Origin of the sequence: Leadbettera azotonutricia ZAS-9 (assembly GCF_000214355.1) — a bacterium.
Taxonomy (GTDB): Bacteria; Spirochaetota; Spirochaetia; order Treponematales; family Breznakiellaceae; genus Leadbettera; species Leadbettera azotonutricia.
The window spans coordinates 1,892,515-1,909,085 of sequence record NC_015577.1 but is presented as its reverse complement, the minus strand read 5'-3'; the positions used below and the strand labels follow the sequence as shown (position 1 = coordinate 1,909,085).

General features: G+C 51.5%; 11 protein-coding genes. 2 read left to right on the top strand and 9 right to left on the bottom strand.

What is annotated here, in order from left to right:
• Window positions 1-279 precede the first annotated feature (279 nt).
• The 5 genes from hrpB to TREAZ_RS08300 are packed head-to-tail and all read right to left on the bottom strand — an operon-like array spanning window position 280 to window position 6,577.
• Window positions 280-2,859: an ATP-dependent helicase HrpB gene (gene hrpB / locus TREAZ_RS08320; protein WP_015711385.1), complete on the bottom strand. Its 2,580-nt coding sequence runs from the start codon at window positions 2,857-2,859 to the stop codon at window positions 280-282.
• Window positions 2,828-4,837: an NAD-dependent DNA ligase LigA gene (gene ligA / locus TREAZ_RS08315; protein ID WP_015711384.1), complete on the bottom strand. Its 2,010-nt coding sequence runs from the start codon at window positions 4,835-4,837 to the stop codon at window positions 2,828-2,830. Before ligA ends, hrpB begins: the two co-directional genes overlap by 32 nt.
• A 24-nt stretch (window positions 4,838-4,861) precedes the next feature.
• A complete protein-coding gene (gene trmB, locus TREAZ_RS08310) occupies window positions 4,862-5,539 on the bottom strand; it encodes a tRNA (guanosine(46)-N7)-methyltransferase TrmB (RefSeq protein WP_015711383.1) in 678 nt (225 codons plus the stop codon).
• Window positions 5,536-6,168: a hypothetical protein gene (locus tag TREAZ_RS08305; RefSeq protein ID WP_245535110.1), complete on the bottom strand. Its 633-nt coding sequence runs from the start codon at window positions 6,166-6,168 to the stop codon at window positions 5,536-5,538. The genes trmB and TREAZ_RS08305 overlap by 4 nt, the downstream gene beginning before the upstream one ends.
• 22 nt (window positions 6,169-6,190) lie before the next feature.
• Entirely contained in the window at window positions 6,191-6,577 is a 387-nt protein-coding gene (locus TREAZ_RS08300; protein ID WP_015711381.1) for a Rid family detoxifying hydrolase, read from the bottom strand.
• 116 nt (window positions 6,578-6,693) lie between these two features.
• Here TREAZ_RS08300 and TREAZ_RS08295 point away from each other — a divergent pair, with 116 nt between their 5' ends.
• Entirely contained in the window at window positions 6,694-8,619 is a 1,926-nt protein-coding gene (locus TREAZ_RS08295; protein WP_148257759.1) for a TgpA N-terminal domain-containing protein, read from the top strand.
• A gap of 36 nt (window positions 8,620-8,655) precedes the next feature.
• Here the strand turns inward: TREAZ_RS08295 and TREAZ_RS08290 are convergent, their stop codons facing one another.
• Both TREAZ_RS08290 and TREAZ_RS08285 read right to left on the bottom strand, forming a co-directional pair.
• Window positions 8,656-9,288 (bottom strand): hypothetical protein, encoded by a 633-nt coding sequence (locus tag TREAZ_RS08290; RefSeq protein ID WP_015711379.1) that lies wholly within the window; start codon window positions 9,286-9,288, stop codon window positions 8,656-8,658.
• 3 nt (window positions 9,289-9,291) lie between these two features.
• Window positions 9,292-9,579, bottom strand: a complete 288-nt coding sequence (locus TREAZ_RS08285; RefSeq protein WP_015711378.1) for a DUF503 domain-containing protein — start codon at window positions 9,577-9,579, stop codon at window positions 9,292-9,294.
• A 34-nt stretch (window positions 9,580-9,613) separates the two neighbouring features.
• Here TREAZ_RS08285 and TREAZ_RS08280 point away from each other — a divergent pair, with 34 nt between their 5' ends.
• On the top strand, window positions 9,614-14,587 hold the full coding sequence (locus TREAZ_RS08280; RefSeq protein WP_148257757.1) for a hypothetical protein: 4,974 nt from the start codon (window positions 9,614-9,616) through the stop codon (window positions 14,585-14,587).
• Here the strand turns inward: TREAZ_RS08280 and TREAZ_RS08275 are convergent.
• Window positions 14,543-15,502, bottom strand: a complete 960-nt coding sequence (locus TREAZ_RS08275) for a tetratricopeptide repeat protein (RefSeq protein ID WP_015711377.1) — start codon at window positions 15,500-15,502, stop codon at window positions 14,543-14,545. The genes TREAZ_RS08280 and TREAZ_RS08275 overlap by 45 nt on opposite strands.
• Window positions 15,499-16,569 (bottom strand): uracil phosphoribosyltransferase, encoded by a 1,071-nt coding sequence (locus TREAZ_RS08270; RefSeq protein WP_015711376.1) that lies wholly within the window; start codon window positions 16,567-16,569, stop codon window positions 15,499-15,501. Before TREAZ_RS08270 ends, TREAZ_RS08275 begins: the two co-directional genes overlap by 4 nt.
• Between the last annotated feature and the right edge of the window lie 2 nt (window positions 16,570-16,571).

Here is a 16,571-nt window from a genome sequence, read left to right as displayed (position 1 = left end):
GACTCTCCCTTTGATATTTTGGTGGTTCAAATTATCTTAGCGGGTTGTCCTCATTTTTTCAATCTATTTTGATTTTGAAATCGGCTCTTAATAATATTTAATTCTTCATCTTCAAATATTCCTTCCTTCGCGTCCTTTGTGGAGAAATTCTTCTTCTTAATAAAGCTTAATCTGAAAAAACCGCAAAAAACAGTAATTTTCGAATTCATCAGATAAGATGAATTTAATTCGGCAAATTCATCAGATAAGATGAGTATCGAAAATCATTTGATAAGCTTTTTAGACAGGGTTCTCCGGCCACTTATGCTTAGGATACCTGCCCCGCATGTCTTTCCGCACATCCGCATAAGATCCCTTCCAGAAGGAGGGAAGATCCGAGGTGATCTGTATTGGCCTGTCGGCCGGGGAAAGGAGCTGAAACACTAGCGGCGTTCCGAGTATGGCAGGGTGGGTTTTTATGCCGAAACAGTCCTGGAGCCTTGCCCTGATTTCGGGTTTGCCCGAGCTGTAATCAATATGCCGGGGCCGCGCGTTTGGCAGGACAAAGGTTTCGGGAACCTGTTTTTCCAGCAAGGGGGACAAACCCCATCCCAGGCGGGTTTGAAGCGCGTTTTTGAGGGATGAATTCGAAAAAACAGCGGCAGAATCCTGTTTTTTGCCTTCCCAGATAAAAGGGCCAAGCCAGGCAGGGGCATCCTGAATTAATGCCTCCTCCGTCCAGAAAGAAGGGTCCATAGCGATATTGGGCAAATCCGCTTTCTGGGCAAAGAAGCGAATCCGGGACAGCAGGTTCCGGGCCTCCCCTTTGCCTTCATCCCAGGGGAGAATTTCAAGGCCCTTTTCGGCAAGCAGACGGCCAAGATCAGCCTGCGCTTCTTCCCGGGTGCTGATCCTTTTTTCTTCCGAAATCACGAGCCTCCCCGCCTTTCGCCGGGCCATGGTTCGGGGAATCAAGCCCTTCCATTCGACTGATAGTTCAGTTGCCAAATCGCTTTTCAATAGGGATAGCGCGGTATCATTTGATACCGGGGCAGCCAGGCGTATCGCTGCGCTTCGTTCCCCCGCATCCGCTTCTGCGGCAACTATCCACTCCGAATTTTTCAGGGCCCCTTCGATTATCCCTTCCCTGCCGGAAACAAAACGGAATTTCCCGTTTATGCCGGCATCGTTTTCCTGCCTTTGGGCGATGCGGTCAGGGAAGGCGTGAGCCAAAAGTTCCCCCGCGTCCGCTTCCTCTCCGGCGGTCCAGGAAAACGCGATTTTGCTATCTTCCTTCAGGCGGCGCTTAAGATCCCCTGCGTTTTCCGCGATTGTCCTGGTCCAGGGGCTGTACGGGTTGTTGCGCAATTCCGCAAGGCGGTTGCGGAAATCGCCATCCCCTTTAATGCCGGAATTATCGCGATCCGTCAGGAGGGCCGCAGACGCGCAGGCCAAATCGACAGATCCTTTTTCTTTCCCGGCGATGCAGAGGCATCCCAGGCGGGGATCAAGGCCGAGCTGTGTTACAAGCCGGCCCTTGCTGGTTATTTTAACCCCCCCGGTTCCCGTGTTGGGCTGAGCGCAGCCAAGGCGCACAAGGTTCTCCAGGGCTTTTTCCCATGATGATGCAAGAGGGGCTTCAAGCCAGCCAAGGCTATCCGGCCCGGAGGCGCCCCAAAGGAGGCATTCCAAAACGAGGTTTGAAAGATCTGTCCTGCATATCTCTGGCTCTGTTTCAACAGGCCTGGGATCGTTTTTATTCCAAAGCCGTATGCAGGAACCCGGTCCAAGGCGGCCTGCCCTGCCCCTCCTTTGATCCGCCGACTGGAGACTGCAAGCTTCAAGGGAAAGCCTGTTCATGGCCGTGGGGATGTGGAAGCGTTCGAGGCGCACAAAGCCCGAATCGATTACAAGGCTGATGCCCGGTATGGTGAGGGATGTCTCGGCAAGATTCGTGGAGAGAATGATTCTGGACTTTTTTTGTCCGGATTTATCCCGGCCAGCCTTGTCCGCCTGCCCAGGGGAGATGATTTTTCTCTGTTCCCTGAGGGGGAGGCTCCCGTGAAGGGCAAGGATTTCAAAATTTTCCCCTAAGCCTGCACGGACAAGGGCAGCTTCGGCATCGGCAATTTCCCTTTTTCCGGGAAGGAAAACCAGGGCATCCCCTTCCCCGTCCCGGTTTTGGAATATATCGCAGAGGGCTGCACCGACTTCTTTGCCTAAATAAGTTTTTTGGGGCAGAGGTCTATATTCAGTCTCCACAGGAAAAACTTTTCCCGGCACATCTATAATCGGGATTTTTTGATCCCCCTCAGGATACAAAACATCGCCCAAAAATGCCGCAGCCTTTTGGGCATCCATGGTGGCCGACATAACAAGGATTTTTACCTTGCTCCCCATGCGCCGCAGATCCGCAACCAGGGCAAGGGCAAGATCGGTGAATACAGAGCGTTCGTGAAATTCATCAAAAACAACCGCAGAAACCCCGTTAAGGGACGGATCTGACTGAATATGCCGTAAAAAAAGGCCCTCCGTGAGGACTTCTATACGGGTATCTTTGGAAACCTTCCGCTCGAGCCTTACCCTGTAGCCAACGGTACTGCCAAGCTCTTCCCCGATAAGGTCCGCCATTCTGGCCGCGAGCCCTGCGGCGGCTGCCCTGCGGGGCTCCAGCATGATAATCCTGCCATGGTCTCCGCGTTCCTCAAAATGGTTGAGTAGCGCCAAGGGCACCAGGGTAGACTTGCCGCTGCCCGGATCGGAACGCACTATGGCGGCGCTATAGGCAGCCATGGCGGCGCAGATAGCATCAAGATGCTGGTATAAGGGGAGGCTTTCGGCCTCGGAATTAATGGCCTTTATTTCTGTACTCCCCTGCAAGCTGCGGGTTTTTCAATAGAGCGAGGAATTCCTCCTCGTCCAGTATGGGCACGCCCAAGTCATTGGCTTTCTTGTTTTTGGCCGACCCCGATTCAGTATCGTTAGTCACCAGGAAAGAGAGATCCTTGACCACCGAGGATTTTGCCGATCCCCCCAGGGTTTTGATTTTTTCCTCTGCCTCGTTGCGCTTCATGGATGCAAGCTCCCCGGTGAAGCAAAAGCTGAGACCTTTAAGGGGAATTGAATCGGACGAAGGGGGGGGCGCAATAGCAATGATGTTGAAGCCCAATATCCTGTCCATTTCGGCAGAACATTCTTTTACACCATCGGCTATGGTTTTGGCGGTGATGTCCCCAAGGCCGTAGACAGCGGCGAGATCCGCAACCGAGGCTTCCCGGAGTTTTTCGAGAGTATCTATGCCGGCGGCTGCCACCTTGTCCATGATCGTTTCGCCTACCCCTTCAAAATCGAAGCCCGCCACAAAGGCAGCAAGGGATAGCTCTCTTTTGGTTCGGATATGGCGCACCACCTTTGCGGCGGACGCTTCGCCCATGCGCTCGAATTCTGCAAGCTCTGCTGCTTCTATGGTGTAGAGATCCCCAATCTGCCTTACGTTCCCTTTTGCAAACATCCGGGCAAGGAGTTTTTCGCCCAGTTCCATGATCCCCAAAACAGAAACCCATTTTTCCACCCTGTGGACCAGCCGCTTGGGGCAGGCCGCGTTGGGGCAGTACAGCCTTGTTCCGCCGTCTATCAAGTCTGTGCCGCATGAGATGCATTTAGAGGGAAATTCGATTTCGGATTTTTCCTCCCCTTCCTCCAAAGCGCCCTCAGGCGCAAGGCCCTCTATTTTCGGGATGATTTCGCCCCGCTTGACCACAGAGACAGCAGAGCCGATTTTTAAGCCCATGGCCCGTATCATGTCGGGATTATTGAGGTTGGCCCTTTTTACGGTAGTGCCGGCGAGGCGCACAGGATCGACAATCCCTATTGGGGTGTAGGTTGCGCCTGATTCGCTCCATTCCACTTGGCGCAAAATGCTGTAGGCTGTTTCAAGTTCAAATTTAAAAGCGATCTGATGCTCGGGCCTTGCCCTGCGGAGATCTGTCATGTCCGTGGCCCTGTCTTTAATCACCAGGCCGTCTATGTCCACAGGCAGCTTTTCCCGCTTGGCGGCGATTTCATCACGATAGGCAATAATGTCCTCGATGTCCGAAAAGGTTTTGGTATCTGTTGTCTCAAAGCCCTGTTTTTTAAGCCAGGCGATTTTTTCAAGCTCGTCGGTAAAATATGCGTCGTCCCCGGTGGCCGCAGCATCGTAGGTCACAAGTTTTAAATCTTCGCAGCCCATGCCGTCTTTGCGGCGCATGATGCCGTTGGCCGCGTTGCGGCAATTGGCTTTGTCCGGGTATTTCTTTTTCCAGATTTCATGGGGCATGACTACTTCGCCCCGGACTCCGCCGGTAAAGGGGCTTTTCAATTCCGCCACAACCCCCGACATAGCCAGGGCATTATGGGTAATTTCATCCCCTGTAACACCGTCGCCCCTGGTTACCGCCGCCCTGAGCTTTCCCTTTTCGTACTGCAATTCAAGGCTGGCGCCGTCCAGCTTGAACTGGACAAGAAATATTTTCGTTAACCCGAATAAATCAGGGGTTAACGAAGTTTCCGCTTTTACCCCCTCTTTTTCCGTTTCCATCCCCATTTTTTTCGCCCAGGAACGGAATTCTTCGGGGTTTGCGGCCTTATCCTGGCTTCCCATGGGAATGAGGTGCCGTGCCTTGGGAAAGCCGTCGGGGTCAGGCCCCTGCCCGTCGGCGCCTACTTTTTTAAGAAGGGCATTTCCTGGGTCAAGGGATCTTAATTCGTCCCAGAGGAGATCGAACTCGGCATCCGAAATTTCGGCCTCGCCGTTATAATAAGAGTCCTGGTATTTTTTAATCAGCCGTTCCAAAGCGGCAATACGATCGTTTTTCATGATTATTCCTCGCATATATTTTTTCTAATTATCTTTGGTAAAATACAGTTCTGTTATCTTATGCTCCTTCATTAATCCTTTTTCCTCGAATTTGGTTCTGGGCCTCCAGCTTTGAGGTTCTGCAAAACCTGGGTATTTGTTGACCAGCCCTGGGGTGGCGGCAAGCTCCGCCAGGGCCCATTCGCCGTAATCCGCCCAGTCTGTAACCATGTAGAGATACGCATTTTTTTGAAGGCGGTTTGCCAGGAGATCCGTAAAGGGGCGCTTAATGAGCCGGCGCTTTTGGTGGCGTTTTTTGGGCCAGGGGTCGGGAAAGAAAACGTGAAAGCCCGAAACCGTACCGGGGAGGATTTGCTTTTCTATGGTTTCCACTGCGTCCCCCTCGATGATGCGCAGATTTTTTAAATCCCGTTTGTCGATTTCCCAGAGGAGGCGGCCTATGCCGGGACGGTGCACTTCCAGGGCTAAATAATTAATTTCTGGGTTTTGATCGGCGATCATGGCTGTGGCAATCCCCATGCCGAAGCCTATTTCGATGACCAGGGGCTTTTTGCTGCCGAATATTTTTTCCGGTTCCAGAGGGGAAGCTTCGCCAAAAGGCAGGCAGAATTGGGGAGACAGGGTGTCGTAGGATCGTTTTTGCGCAACGCTCATCCTGCCTATTCTGAGGACATAGCTTTTAACCTGGCGAAGCCCGCTCACCTGATGGCTGCCGCTTCCGTAAGGGCCGATGTGCGGTACTCGGGATCTTCGGCCCAGAGGGCTGCGGATCTTGCATTGGCTGAAACATTGAGATCCGAAACATTTCCGCTGTTGTTGACCACAATAACGGTTTGAAGCACATTGCCCTGCTGGTCATAACAGATGAGGCGATTGACAGGGTATTGGGAATCGATGCGGTATTTGCCTTCGCCTATTACAAGGAGGGGAAAGGGGTAGCGGGGATCAACAGGGGCGTCGAAGGTGAAGTTGCGCTCGGTTTTTTCGCCTCCCTTGTTGATCAGCACTGCCCGGTACTGGCCCCTGGGCAGGCTCTCGTCCCCGCTCATGGCAATATTCCGGGAGCCTATCCAGGTCCTGCCTTCTTCTTCGACTTTGACCCACTCTTCCGATTTGATGAGCCAGCGGAGACCGTCCCTGTCATGGTGGAGGTAAAGCTCGCCCAGGTTTTCTATGCCGTCGTCATCCTCGGGGATCACGAAAAACGAAAACCTCTCCTCGGGCTTTTCCGCGCCCGGATAATAGACCATCTCAATAAAACCAAATGCAATCTTGGGCTCTGTGCGGGAACAGGAAATTCCCGCGCCGGCCATGCAGATGAGAATAATCAACAATGATTTATAAGATAAAACCTTAAGCCTGCTCATGGAATGCTATGGCTTCAATCTCTATGGGGGCATTTTTGGGAAGGGCTGCTACCTGGATTGTGGAGCGGGCAGGGAAAACGCAGCCTTCAAAAAATGCACCGTACGCAGCATTGACTTTGATGAAGTCCGCCATATTGGTAAGGAAAATCGTGGTTTTTACGATATCCTTGCGGCTTAAGCCCCCGCTTTTAAGTATGGCTTCGATATTGCCGAGGCATGCCTCGGTCTGGGCTTCTATGGTTTCAGGGAACTTGCCCGAAACCGGATCTGCGGGAAGCTGCCCCGAGACAAACGCGAAATTCCCTGTTCCCATACCCTGGGAATAGGGGCCAATAGCCGCCGGGGCCTTGTCAGTTGAAAGTGCCTTTTTCATATCATCATTATAGCGTATTATGGAGTTTTAGGGAACTATATTGGAGGGCCGGGATTAACAGAAAAATTTTCATATTTCCCCTTGTTCTGCTCGCCGTCCTTTTTTTCCCGGCAGTTTTGGCGGCCAAGGAGGATGACGGCATTGCCCTCGTCTTGCGGGAAATGAATGTGCCTTTTGAAGAACGCTTCCTGCTCCAGGATTACGGCGGCTTTGGATCTTCCCTGCATGCAAGGCTGAAGGCGCCAGGCAATGAAGAAGGCTATGCTTTTGTATTGGCAGTGCCCCGGGATAAGCCCTATGCGGTAGAAACCGCTTTGAGTTTCGCAAAAGCAGCCGTGGATCAGGGATCAATATCCGGGCAGGCGGATCTCCTCATTGCCTTTTTGGGGGATGAAGAAAACACGCTCCCGGCCGATCAGGGCGGCCTTTCGCACAAGGGCCTGCGGGATCTCCTCTCCCTGCCTGACATGCCCGAAACCTGGATACTCTGCTACATGGATTTTGAAAGGAACCCCGGCAAGGTTCTTATACGGCACGGGGATGGGGATTATATTGCGCCCCTTGATATGGTAAGACCTCTGCTCCGTCTTTTTAAATCCCATAGCATCAGCGCGGAATTCGAAATACGCTACAATGAATTATACACACTCGGCCTTGCTTCCAGCCACGAGGAACTTGCCCTGGCCTGGGAGGGGGAAATAAACAGCATCTATCTTGCGGAAGGGCACGGCAAAGGAAGCCCGGCTGAGGGCCCTGATCCTGGAACCCTTGCAGGGCTTCTCCTTGAATACAGCGAAAGCCTCAATTTCCCTGTGCAGAACCCTGACAGGCATTATGGTTTTTTTTCGCCCCCCGGCTCAGGGAGCACGGTGTTCTTTTCCGAAACTACCGCGGCATTAAGCCTGCTTGCCATGGCTGCTCTTTTTATTTTTTCAGCCCTTATCTATACCGCAACCTATAGGGCGGTTTTCTTTTATAACATGCGGCTTTTTTTTAAGCATGTCTGGCTCTTTCTCATATTCTTCCCTCTATTGGTTTTGATACTCCAGGGATCGGATTTTTTTTACTCCCTCCTCCTCAGGCTTTTAAAGCGGCCTGCCCCGCCTTCTGATTTCCCCGGCGCTGCGCTGACAGTGCTATTGGCGGTGTGGTTTTTGTATATACCTTCCCATCTTTTGGATATCTTCCATATTCCAAAAAAGCAGAATTTTTACGGTGCTTCTGCAATGATGTTTGCAGGGATTGGCCTTTTCATTGCGGCAATGCTTAATTTTACCTATATCCCGGTTTTTCTCTGGGCTTTTGTTTTCACTTTTATAGGCTCATGTCTGCGCAATCCTGTGGCGATTTTCATTTCGGCCCTCTTAATCCCCCTCCAGGCTATTGGCGCGTTATACAACATATTCGAATCTTCGAACGGCGCCTTGGCCGATATCTTTTTAAAATCCGCAAGCCCCGGGAGCTGGGGAGTGTCGGCCCAAATTGCAGCCTTGTCCCTGCCCTTCATGCTCCTATTAAAACGGGGGGCTGTTTTTTTCAGCAAGGAACAGAACAAGATCATCATACCCCTTTGGTTCAGGTTCTGCGTTTTTGCGGTTATTTTGGGCTCTATGATAACCCATATACTCTTCATTCCCTCCAAGATCCCGGAAAAGACAAGGCGCATGAATGAAAATTACGGCGTGGTTATTTCTTTGGAAGAAACCATTTTCCAGGAAAGCCGCATTGTGGAAGTGCGGATTAGGGCTCCGGGCGATCCTGTGCGTTTTGATCTTTTTCTTGAGGCTGGCAACAGGGCGCCTCTGGTGTATTCAGCCCCCTGCCCCTTTAACAGTTTGAATGACAACACCATTGCCTTTACCCTGGGCGAAAATCCGCCAAACCCCTTTACCGCAGAAATAGTGCTCCCCAGGGAACTGGCAGGGACATTCAGGGTCGAGGCTGTTTATGGCCAATACAGCCCAACAATAGATCCTGATGCGGAGCCAGGGGCAGAAGACTATGTTTTGCGGTTTTCAGGCAATGCCAAGATTGCAAAGTAAGAGCTTACGAAGTAAGCAGCTTACTCGTAAACCATCTTACCAGGTAAATTCCAGTTTCATCGCGTCTTTTGATGCCAGAATCCTGCTCAAAGGCAGGCGGCAGGCAAGTTTTTTGCCTTGCCCCTGAATTTCGCCCCCTTCGATGGATGGGGCCTTGAGGCTGCCTTCATGGGGAAGGGCCAGGCTTATATTCACAAAATATCCATCCGAAACCTTTGCAAAAAGATCCTCCAAATCTTTATTGCCCCCACCCCCGCTCAAAACAAGGGTGAGTCTGGAGGAGGCGCCTTCGCGCGCAAAGACAGCCTTTTCGCCCGAGGCATCCAAAAATTCAAGCAGGGCATCCATGTTTTTAAATTCCAGCTTCACTGAGATGACGATGTCTTTTCCATCATCTTTCGAGGAAAAAGAAAGCATCTTCATTCCCGGAATCCGAGGGATGGTACGCTCGAAATCGGCCTTTCCCACAGGCAGGGGGAGCCATTGTTCATTGCCGTCCTGTTTGCCCAAAGACTCGAGGGCATGGGATATGCGGTATTCCAAATTCAGGGTTCCGGAATTATCGGGGTTGAGGATGATATCGGCATTAACCCCGAGGCAGGAGTTGAATCCAAGAATTATAAGCACCATCAAAGTCAGGATAGAAAGCGCCTTATGGGCTTTTTTCATGTTTTAAAATTCCTCCGAATGTATGCTCATATCCTGTATCCTTACGGGCACTTCCTTTTCGATCATCTCAAAGGCTTTCTGCATCACAGTCTCCCCAAAAGTTTTGGAATTGGAAACCAGTGCGCCCCCAATCTGGGCAAAGGAAAGGGAATCCTGAAGATCCACTTCTGCGGCGCTCATATGAAAACGGTGCTGGAGCTTGTCCTTTACCGAACGTATAATGCGCCGTTTTTCTTTTATGCTGTCCACATCGGGGATTTCGAAAATCAGCTGGATCATGGAAACAATCATGATATTAATATAGTATATACTATAAATGCATGGTTTGCGAAGTACACAATGGCCTCTTTTGGCTATTTTTCTTATTTTTTTACATTTTTCCCTCGCGGCACAGGAAGAAATCGATGTAGAAGCCATGCGGCAGCAAATATCCAACGAGGCAAGCTCGGAGCTGGTGTCCATGAACCTGGGCGATTCTTCTGTCTCCCTCCTTTTGGCAGGCTATTGGAAGGGTTCCCTGGGCGTTAATTGGGGCATGGCCCTAACCCCGCTGGGGGCGCAGGCAATTTCAGGGGATTCCCCCATCCTCTTTGCCCAGGAAGCCGACCTTACCCTTTCTCTGTGGATTAGGGACAGGTGGTTTGTGGAAGCCAGCTTTGTGGACGATTATGATCTTAATACCTACAGGGCAGGCTACCAGGGCCTGGAAGGCGAAGCGGTTCAATATGTTGGGGTGGGCAATACAGGGCTTGACTTCCCCAGCTTCCCGTATCTTGATCTTGGCGGCGATTCCCCCTCCTCTTTCGGGATCTATGGCCGTTTTGGCAGCAGGGAACTGACCTTCCATGGCCTTGCCCGGTACGATGACGCCGCCAGGGAAGAGAAGGTCTTTGTGGGGAGCCGTGAACGTACCTATAGCTACGGGGATCTTTCCAGGCCCTTGAGGGGCACTTCGTTCGTGCTCCCCGATGAAAATCTCGACACCCTTCCGGTTGTGTATATTCAGGATTCCAAGGGAAGCCTGAAGGACTCTGACGGCCGGCGCTGGCGTCTGGCCGAGGCAAGCGAATATTCCGTCAGCGCCCGCTACGGCATTGTGGAGCTTAACCTGGGGGCGTACACAGGGGGGGCTGACGAGCCTAAAACGATGATCGCGGTGTCCTATACAAAGCTAAGCGCCAGCGATCCTGAACGTCCCTGGGCCGATACTTTGGGAAATTATGGAACTCCCGGAACGCCGGGTTCAGCCTTTTTGGGGGAAGCGCAGGAATATTTTGATTCATCGGGCAGGGATATTGAACTGGCTGCTTATCCTCAAAGCGGGGGGAACAATAATCTCGGCACTGCATACACAATCGCAGGGCTTCCTGCCCTCGTCATTTACGAGCCCGGCGCTTTCTCGCCCTTTGAAAAGCAGGGCAGGTACCGCTCTGCGTCAGGCGCTGCCGAAGACGCCTCCCTGGTGCGGCTTTCTTCAGGCGAGCATCTTGCCCAATTTGAAGCCGTGCCTGTAAGCAGCAATGCCTCGGAGCCCCTGTTCACCCAAACGGAAACCGGCTCCAGGAGGGGCGTCTATGAACTGGTGCGGGGCAATAATTCAGCCGGAGGCAGGGACGCAAAGGAAAGATGGCCCCTTGCTGAAGCATTCGGCGGAGAAGCCTACCCCGAACTGTACCTCCCCGGCAAGCATCCTTTTACAAACGATATCGGGCTGCGTTTTACAAATTACGGGAGCGCAGGTTCATACTACATCGGGAATGATGCAGTGCCGGGATCTGTCCAGGTTAACAGGGGCGGCATTGCTGATTCCAATTTCAGCTACAGCCCGTCTACAGGGATGGTGAGCCTGGGGAACCCTGCGGGCTACAACGAAATTATACGCATTGCCTACCTTAAGCGGAGCGGGCAAAAGCGGCTGGGAAGCTTTGTTGCAGGGGCAGGCGTCTTGTGGGATCCTGAGGGCGCCTTTAGCTCGCGCCTGGGAATCGGGTTAAGGTGGAACATCTCCGACGACGCCTATACCAGCGAGGGCGCCTCCAGCCCAGGTACTGTAGGTCTTGGCGCAGAAGGCCGCTGGGATTATGCCAGGCTAAAGGCTCGTGCAAGCCTGGGCCTTGGTTTTGAGCAGCCTGACACCACAGGGCTTTACCGCGCTGCCGGCATGGAGGGGAATGAAATTATCCTTTCACTGCCACCGGGGGATTCTTTTATTTCAGAGCTGCCATCAGCATCGCCATTGTTTCCAACAGCTCCAACATATAGCTTGAATAACAGGGCTGAGCTTGTGTACAGGAATTACCGGGAGACATCGGTAATCGGAACTTCCTCGCTAGGCGACATTAGCGGGGGAGGATCGGTAATTTCAGGACAGAGCGGACCTTACCCTGCCATGGATGGCAGGCTTTCTTCCCAGGTACTGGCGGCGGAATTCGAGCTCAACGATCAAAAGTTCTGGACAGGTTTTGAAACTTCCCTGGGCATGGACGGCGCTGTCCTTGAGATGGCCAAGACCATCGAAGTGCCTTTCAGGCTGTACGGTTTTAAGGCCGACCCTCCGGGGGCACTTCAAAAAATCACCGTTGTTTTTCAGGCAGGATCATTGGCGCCCAAAGATTCACAATACCCGGAAAACAGCGATCTTGTTTTTGAAAAAGAAATTTATTCGGGTATGTATCCTTTTGATATCAATCCCCAGATTTTTCCCATTGAACTTAATGACGAAGATCGGCGTAAACTTTCGGGCGCAGCGTATCTGCGCATTCTGATTTATGGAAATCATTCGGATGGAACCGGTTTAACTTCCGGCGAGACCATAAGCGGAAGTGTTCTCCTGGCCCCGCCCATAGTAAGGGGATCGGGTTTCCGCCCGGTAATAATGGATTCAAACGGGATACAAGCAGCCCAGGATATTTCAGCCTTCCAATCTGCGGCAGTCCGGGAAGGTTTCGACAGAAGCCCAAGGCTCGAGGACAAATACCGGGATATTATAAAACATCTCCATTCGGAAGGGACAAGCCAGCGTGTCCTTGAAATCGCCTGGGAAACCCTTGATTCCGGCACTGGCGCCGGGGCCGATACCCGGCTGGGTTCTATCCCCCTTTATAATTATCGTTCTTTAAGTTTTTTTATGCGAATGCCAAAAGCGCAAAGCGATCCTGAACAGGCGGATCTTGAAGGGGCCGAAGTCCGTTTTTTCCTGGGCAGGGGACCGCTCTCTCCGGGAAGATCCAAAGATACTGCCATTAACGCGGCAATACCTTTGCAGGCTGTTAAGAATTTGAACATCAACCCAGGTGAATGGGCAAAAGTCACCCTGAGATACAGGGGCGATAATCAGGGGATCTACATTGATGATACAAGAATCTCCGGCGGGTCCCTTGATTATAATCCTGCTTTTTATGGCATGGGCCAGTCGCCAGAGATTTCTTCCCAGGGCAGCTCCTATATGGCTTTTATTCTCATGCCTGGGACTTCTTCCACCCTCCCTGATGGTTCCATGGATTTGGATGAAGTAATACTTGAAGATCCTGCACCTTCATACCGTATAAACGGAGGGACAAGCTTTAATTGGGCTTTGCCCGGAACTTTGGTTTCCATTGGAGACAGGCCTGTAATAACAGATCTTTCACTTTCCGTAGCTGTGGAAACAGGCGCCCAGGGAGATCCCTTTGAGGAAGGAGCATCCGGCTATTTGGGTTTGAATGGCCGCACCCAGGCTGAAGTTTCCATTCTCAAAGCCCGGCTTGAGGGGAATTTCGCATATGCCCTGAACACAGGCAATTATCAGGATGGAAGGGATTTTGCCTGGAGAGCCGGCCATAGCCTTGGCAGGGCCTGGGGGCCTTTTTCTGTCCATGAATCATTCTCGGATTCCCCTATGGATAATTCCATGGAACATGAATTGACAGTATCGCTGTCAACTGCTTTCCGCTCATCCTTGACGGCAGAAACTTCGTATGATGACGAAAGGCTTGCGCGTCAGTGGAATGCAGCCATGGGGTATAAGTTTCCTGTCTTGCCTCTGGACCTTTCAGCAAGCGCCCAGGCTGCATGGGTGGAATACTCAAAAGCTCCGGAAGAAGGGCTGCCCAATTACGGTATTGCCTGGCTCGAAAGCTGGGCGCCCCTGCTTCCTGATTTGGGGCAGGATGCAAAGCGCCGCGAGTCACGGGGCATATTTGCCGTTAATCTGGGCACTCTACCCCTGGGGTTCAAGTTTTCCTTTGAGGGCTCGACCGCTTTTAACCAAACCACGCAAAGCACCCAGGCATCTACCCTGGGGCGCGTGGATCTGCCCTGGACACCGGAATTCAATCATCAGCTTTTCCGTTTCAATTTCCGGGGCGAAAGGGAATTCAGGCGCAATTTGACTTACCTGGGTTCTGACTGGCGTGATGACGCAGGCCGCTATGGCGAAAGCCTGGGGGATTCATTTCATCTCTGGTTCAGCATCCCCTTCTATTCCTTATTCAATTCTGATTCAGCCGCTGCATTGACAGAAGCAAATTCAAATTTGGCTTCAGGCGCTTCCCTCTACAATAGCCAGTTTAACGATAAATTTGAAGCTTCGGTGCTGCTGCCCCAAATTTATGATCTTCGCTCGTTTTTTATTCCATCAGGGGCAAACTTCAGGATAAGCAGGGTGCTGGAACAGAAATTGGACACATCCCTGGACACCCTTAACACAGGGGCGCAGATAAGGTTTTCCTCGATAAATATGTTCGGCGCTTTTGGAGCCGCTCCGGTTTTTGATTTTTACGAAACTGACGAATTTTCTCATTCCATTGAAGCAGCCCTGGCCTTCCCAAAGGGTGAAAAAACTTCGTGGAGGACCCAGGCTGGCCAAAGCATGAATTTTTATGGCTTTGCAGGGGCCCAATTGGGGTTGGATAATACTTTGACATTAAGCTCATTAAGCACAGCGTCCGGCGGGATAAGGCTGACAGACGGCCTCAAGGCCACCTGGACTTCCCCGGTAGAAAAAAGCCTCCTTGGGACTATTTACGGCGCATTTATGGGCATGGCAAGAAGGCAAAGCTCATGGCTTACCTTGATGGATATTGCCAATGCCGATTATGAACGCCTAAGGATAGAAACCCTGGAATTTGTTATAGAACGCGAAACAGGTGATTCCGGCTATACCCGGTATTCGGTGATTCTTGGCCATGAATCAGCGGTGAGGATCTTCGGCCGCCTTAACCTTTCAGCTTTTGCGCGGCTCAATATTACCCAGGATTTTGGCACAGACCTTCTCTCATTCCTTGGGAGCATCGGCACCAGTTTGACCATCACCTTCTGACGCTGGCGGCGCAGGGGGGTTATTAATTGCATCAATGGATTTTTGTATGCTGTCCTTGTGGGCCTGGGTGATCCTTGGATCTTGCATCAAGTCTTCGAGAATTTTTGTATCTGTAAAGCCTGCCTCGATGGCAGCGTCAAGCTCGACGATGGCTTCATCATTTTCCGGATCTGCAGTCAGCATGAGGCGGGCGGCTTCATAACGGATGGAAGATTTTTTAAGTGTATTAGTGTCTTCCCTAAGGGCAGCGACGCTTGCCTTGTACTGTTCAATCGCTCTGGCATAGAGTTCGAGTTTTTCGAGAACCTGGGCATATTCATAAAGGACCTGGGCGGTAGGGGTGCTGACGGTTAGCCATTTATTATAACTGTCGGCAGCCTCCACTTTATTTTGGGCACCTTCTGCCCTGGCAAGAAGCAGGAGGGCATCAGAATTTTCTTCCAGGGCTGTGCTGTATTTTTGCAGGGTGCTCTCGCTCTCGGGGTATTTTTTTAACGCGTAAAGCACCAGGGCATAATTAAAACCGTCATCGGCGCTTTCGGGCACCAGGGCAAGGACTTTGCTGTAGTGGGTTTCTGCAGCCAGGAGATCGCCGTTTTTTATCCGGGAATAGGCTGCGCTTTTTAAGGCCATTACATTTTCAGGATCTCTCGAAACTATCTTTTCAAAGTGTCCTGCTGCGTCTTCGTAACGGCCGGTTTCAAATGCGATGCGCCCCAGGTTGTACTCCGAAGCTGTCATGGTCTTGTCTATTGCCTTTGCCCTGTTGAACCAGCGTTCGGCGTCTTCGTATTTTCCCAGATCGTAATAAGCCATGCCCATGGAAAAGTATTCGTCAGCCCGGGCGGCATCCCTGGATGCGCATGAACCGAAAAGAACGGAACACAGTATGACAATCGCCGCTGCTTTTTTCATCTTTTGGTATTAAGTACCATGTCTTCAATTTCGCGGAGCTGGGCGCGGTAAAGCCTGGCAATGCTTGAACCGTAATCCGCAATGAGCTGGATAATGTTGCGGGAATGAACTTCAGGGTCCTTGCCATTGATCCTGTCGCCGGCATCGCCAAGGCCCGGCATGATATAGGCGGTTTCGTTCAGCACCGGGTCCATCCAGAGGGTATAAACCGTGCAATTTTCGAGAGCACGCACAGCCCGGAGCGCCCCCTTGAGGGCAGATATAACGTTAAAAAACTGAATGGATTTTGGCTTTATCCCTTCGCTCTGCAGGTATTTTATAACTGTCACCAGGCTTCCACCAGTGGCGTTCATGGGGTCTGCAAAGATAAGATCCTTGCCGTCAAGCTGGGCAAGGTTAAAGAAGGACCGATCCAGATCGAGTATGTACTCCATATCGTTCTCATGCTTGGTATCGTCCCGCCGAATCCTGAAAAGCGCAAAAGGCGTAACATAGCCATGGGAGGAGTATTCCTGTATCTCCTTGCTCATGATCATGGAAGGCAGCAGCGCCCCCCTGAGCATGACGCACATAACCGTGTTTTCGATTTTGTCATCAATATTGGTGATCTTGTGGGCAGCATAATTCTGCACAGGAAGGGTCACCGGGGTTTTTACAATAAGGTAATTTTTATTGGAACCCGTAGTTCCCCCATAGGCGAGCTTGAACAGCATCTCGTATGCCCGCTGTATGTAATACACAAATTCTTCGTTTTCGGTTCGCATATCCCGAAGTTTGGCAATGAGCCGCGAAGCTTCAGGATGGCTTTCCTGGGGGGTGACGAATGAATACACCTGCAATCCCGGCTCGTTCCTGCATATATCCTGCATCATGGCCCCCATCTCGTTGAAGAGCCTGATGATGTTTTCTTCTTCGCGTTTTTTTTCTTTTTCGAGCCTGGAGGTGGAAAGTATGGAAAACCCGCTCAGCACCTCACGGTATATCCTGTCCATGCCAGCAATGCTTTCTTTGTCTTCAGCATTGAGATACCCGTCCAGATCTTCTGCTTTTAGGATTACTTTACTCATAA

Coding starts and splice junctions, on each gene's coding strand:
- ligA (WP_015711384.1), bottom strand. CDS start 4,837: ATGAAAAACGATCGTATTGCCGCTTTGGAACGGCTGATTAAAAAATAC.
- TREAZ_RS08300 (WP_015711381.1), bottom strand. CDS start 6,577: ATGAAAAAGGCACTTTCAACTGACAAGGCCCCGGCGGCTATTGGCCCC.
- TREAZ_RS08290 (WP_015711379.1), bottom strand. CDS start 9,288: ATGAAAAAAGCCCATAAGGCGCTTTCTATCCTGACTTTGATGGTGCTT.
- TREAZ_RS08285 (WP_015711378.1), bottom strand. CDS start 9,579: ATGATTGTTTCCATGATCCAGCTGATTTTCGAAATCCCCGATGTGGAC.
- TREAZ_RS08275 (WP_015711377.1), bottom strand. CDS start 15,502: ATGAAAAAAGCAGCGGCGATTGTCATACTGTGTTCCGTTCTTTTCGGT.
- TREAZ_RS08270 (WP_015711376.1), bottom strand. CDS start 16,569: ATGAGTAAAGTAATCCTAAAAGCAGAAGATCTGGACGGGTATCTCAAT.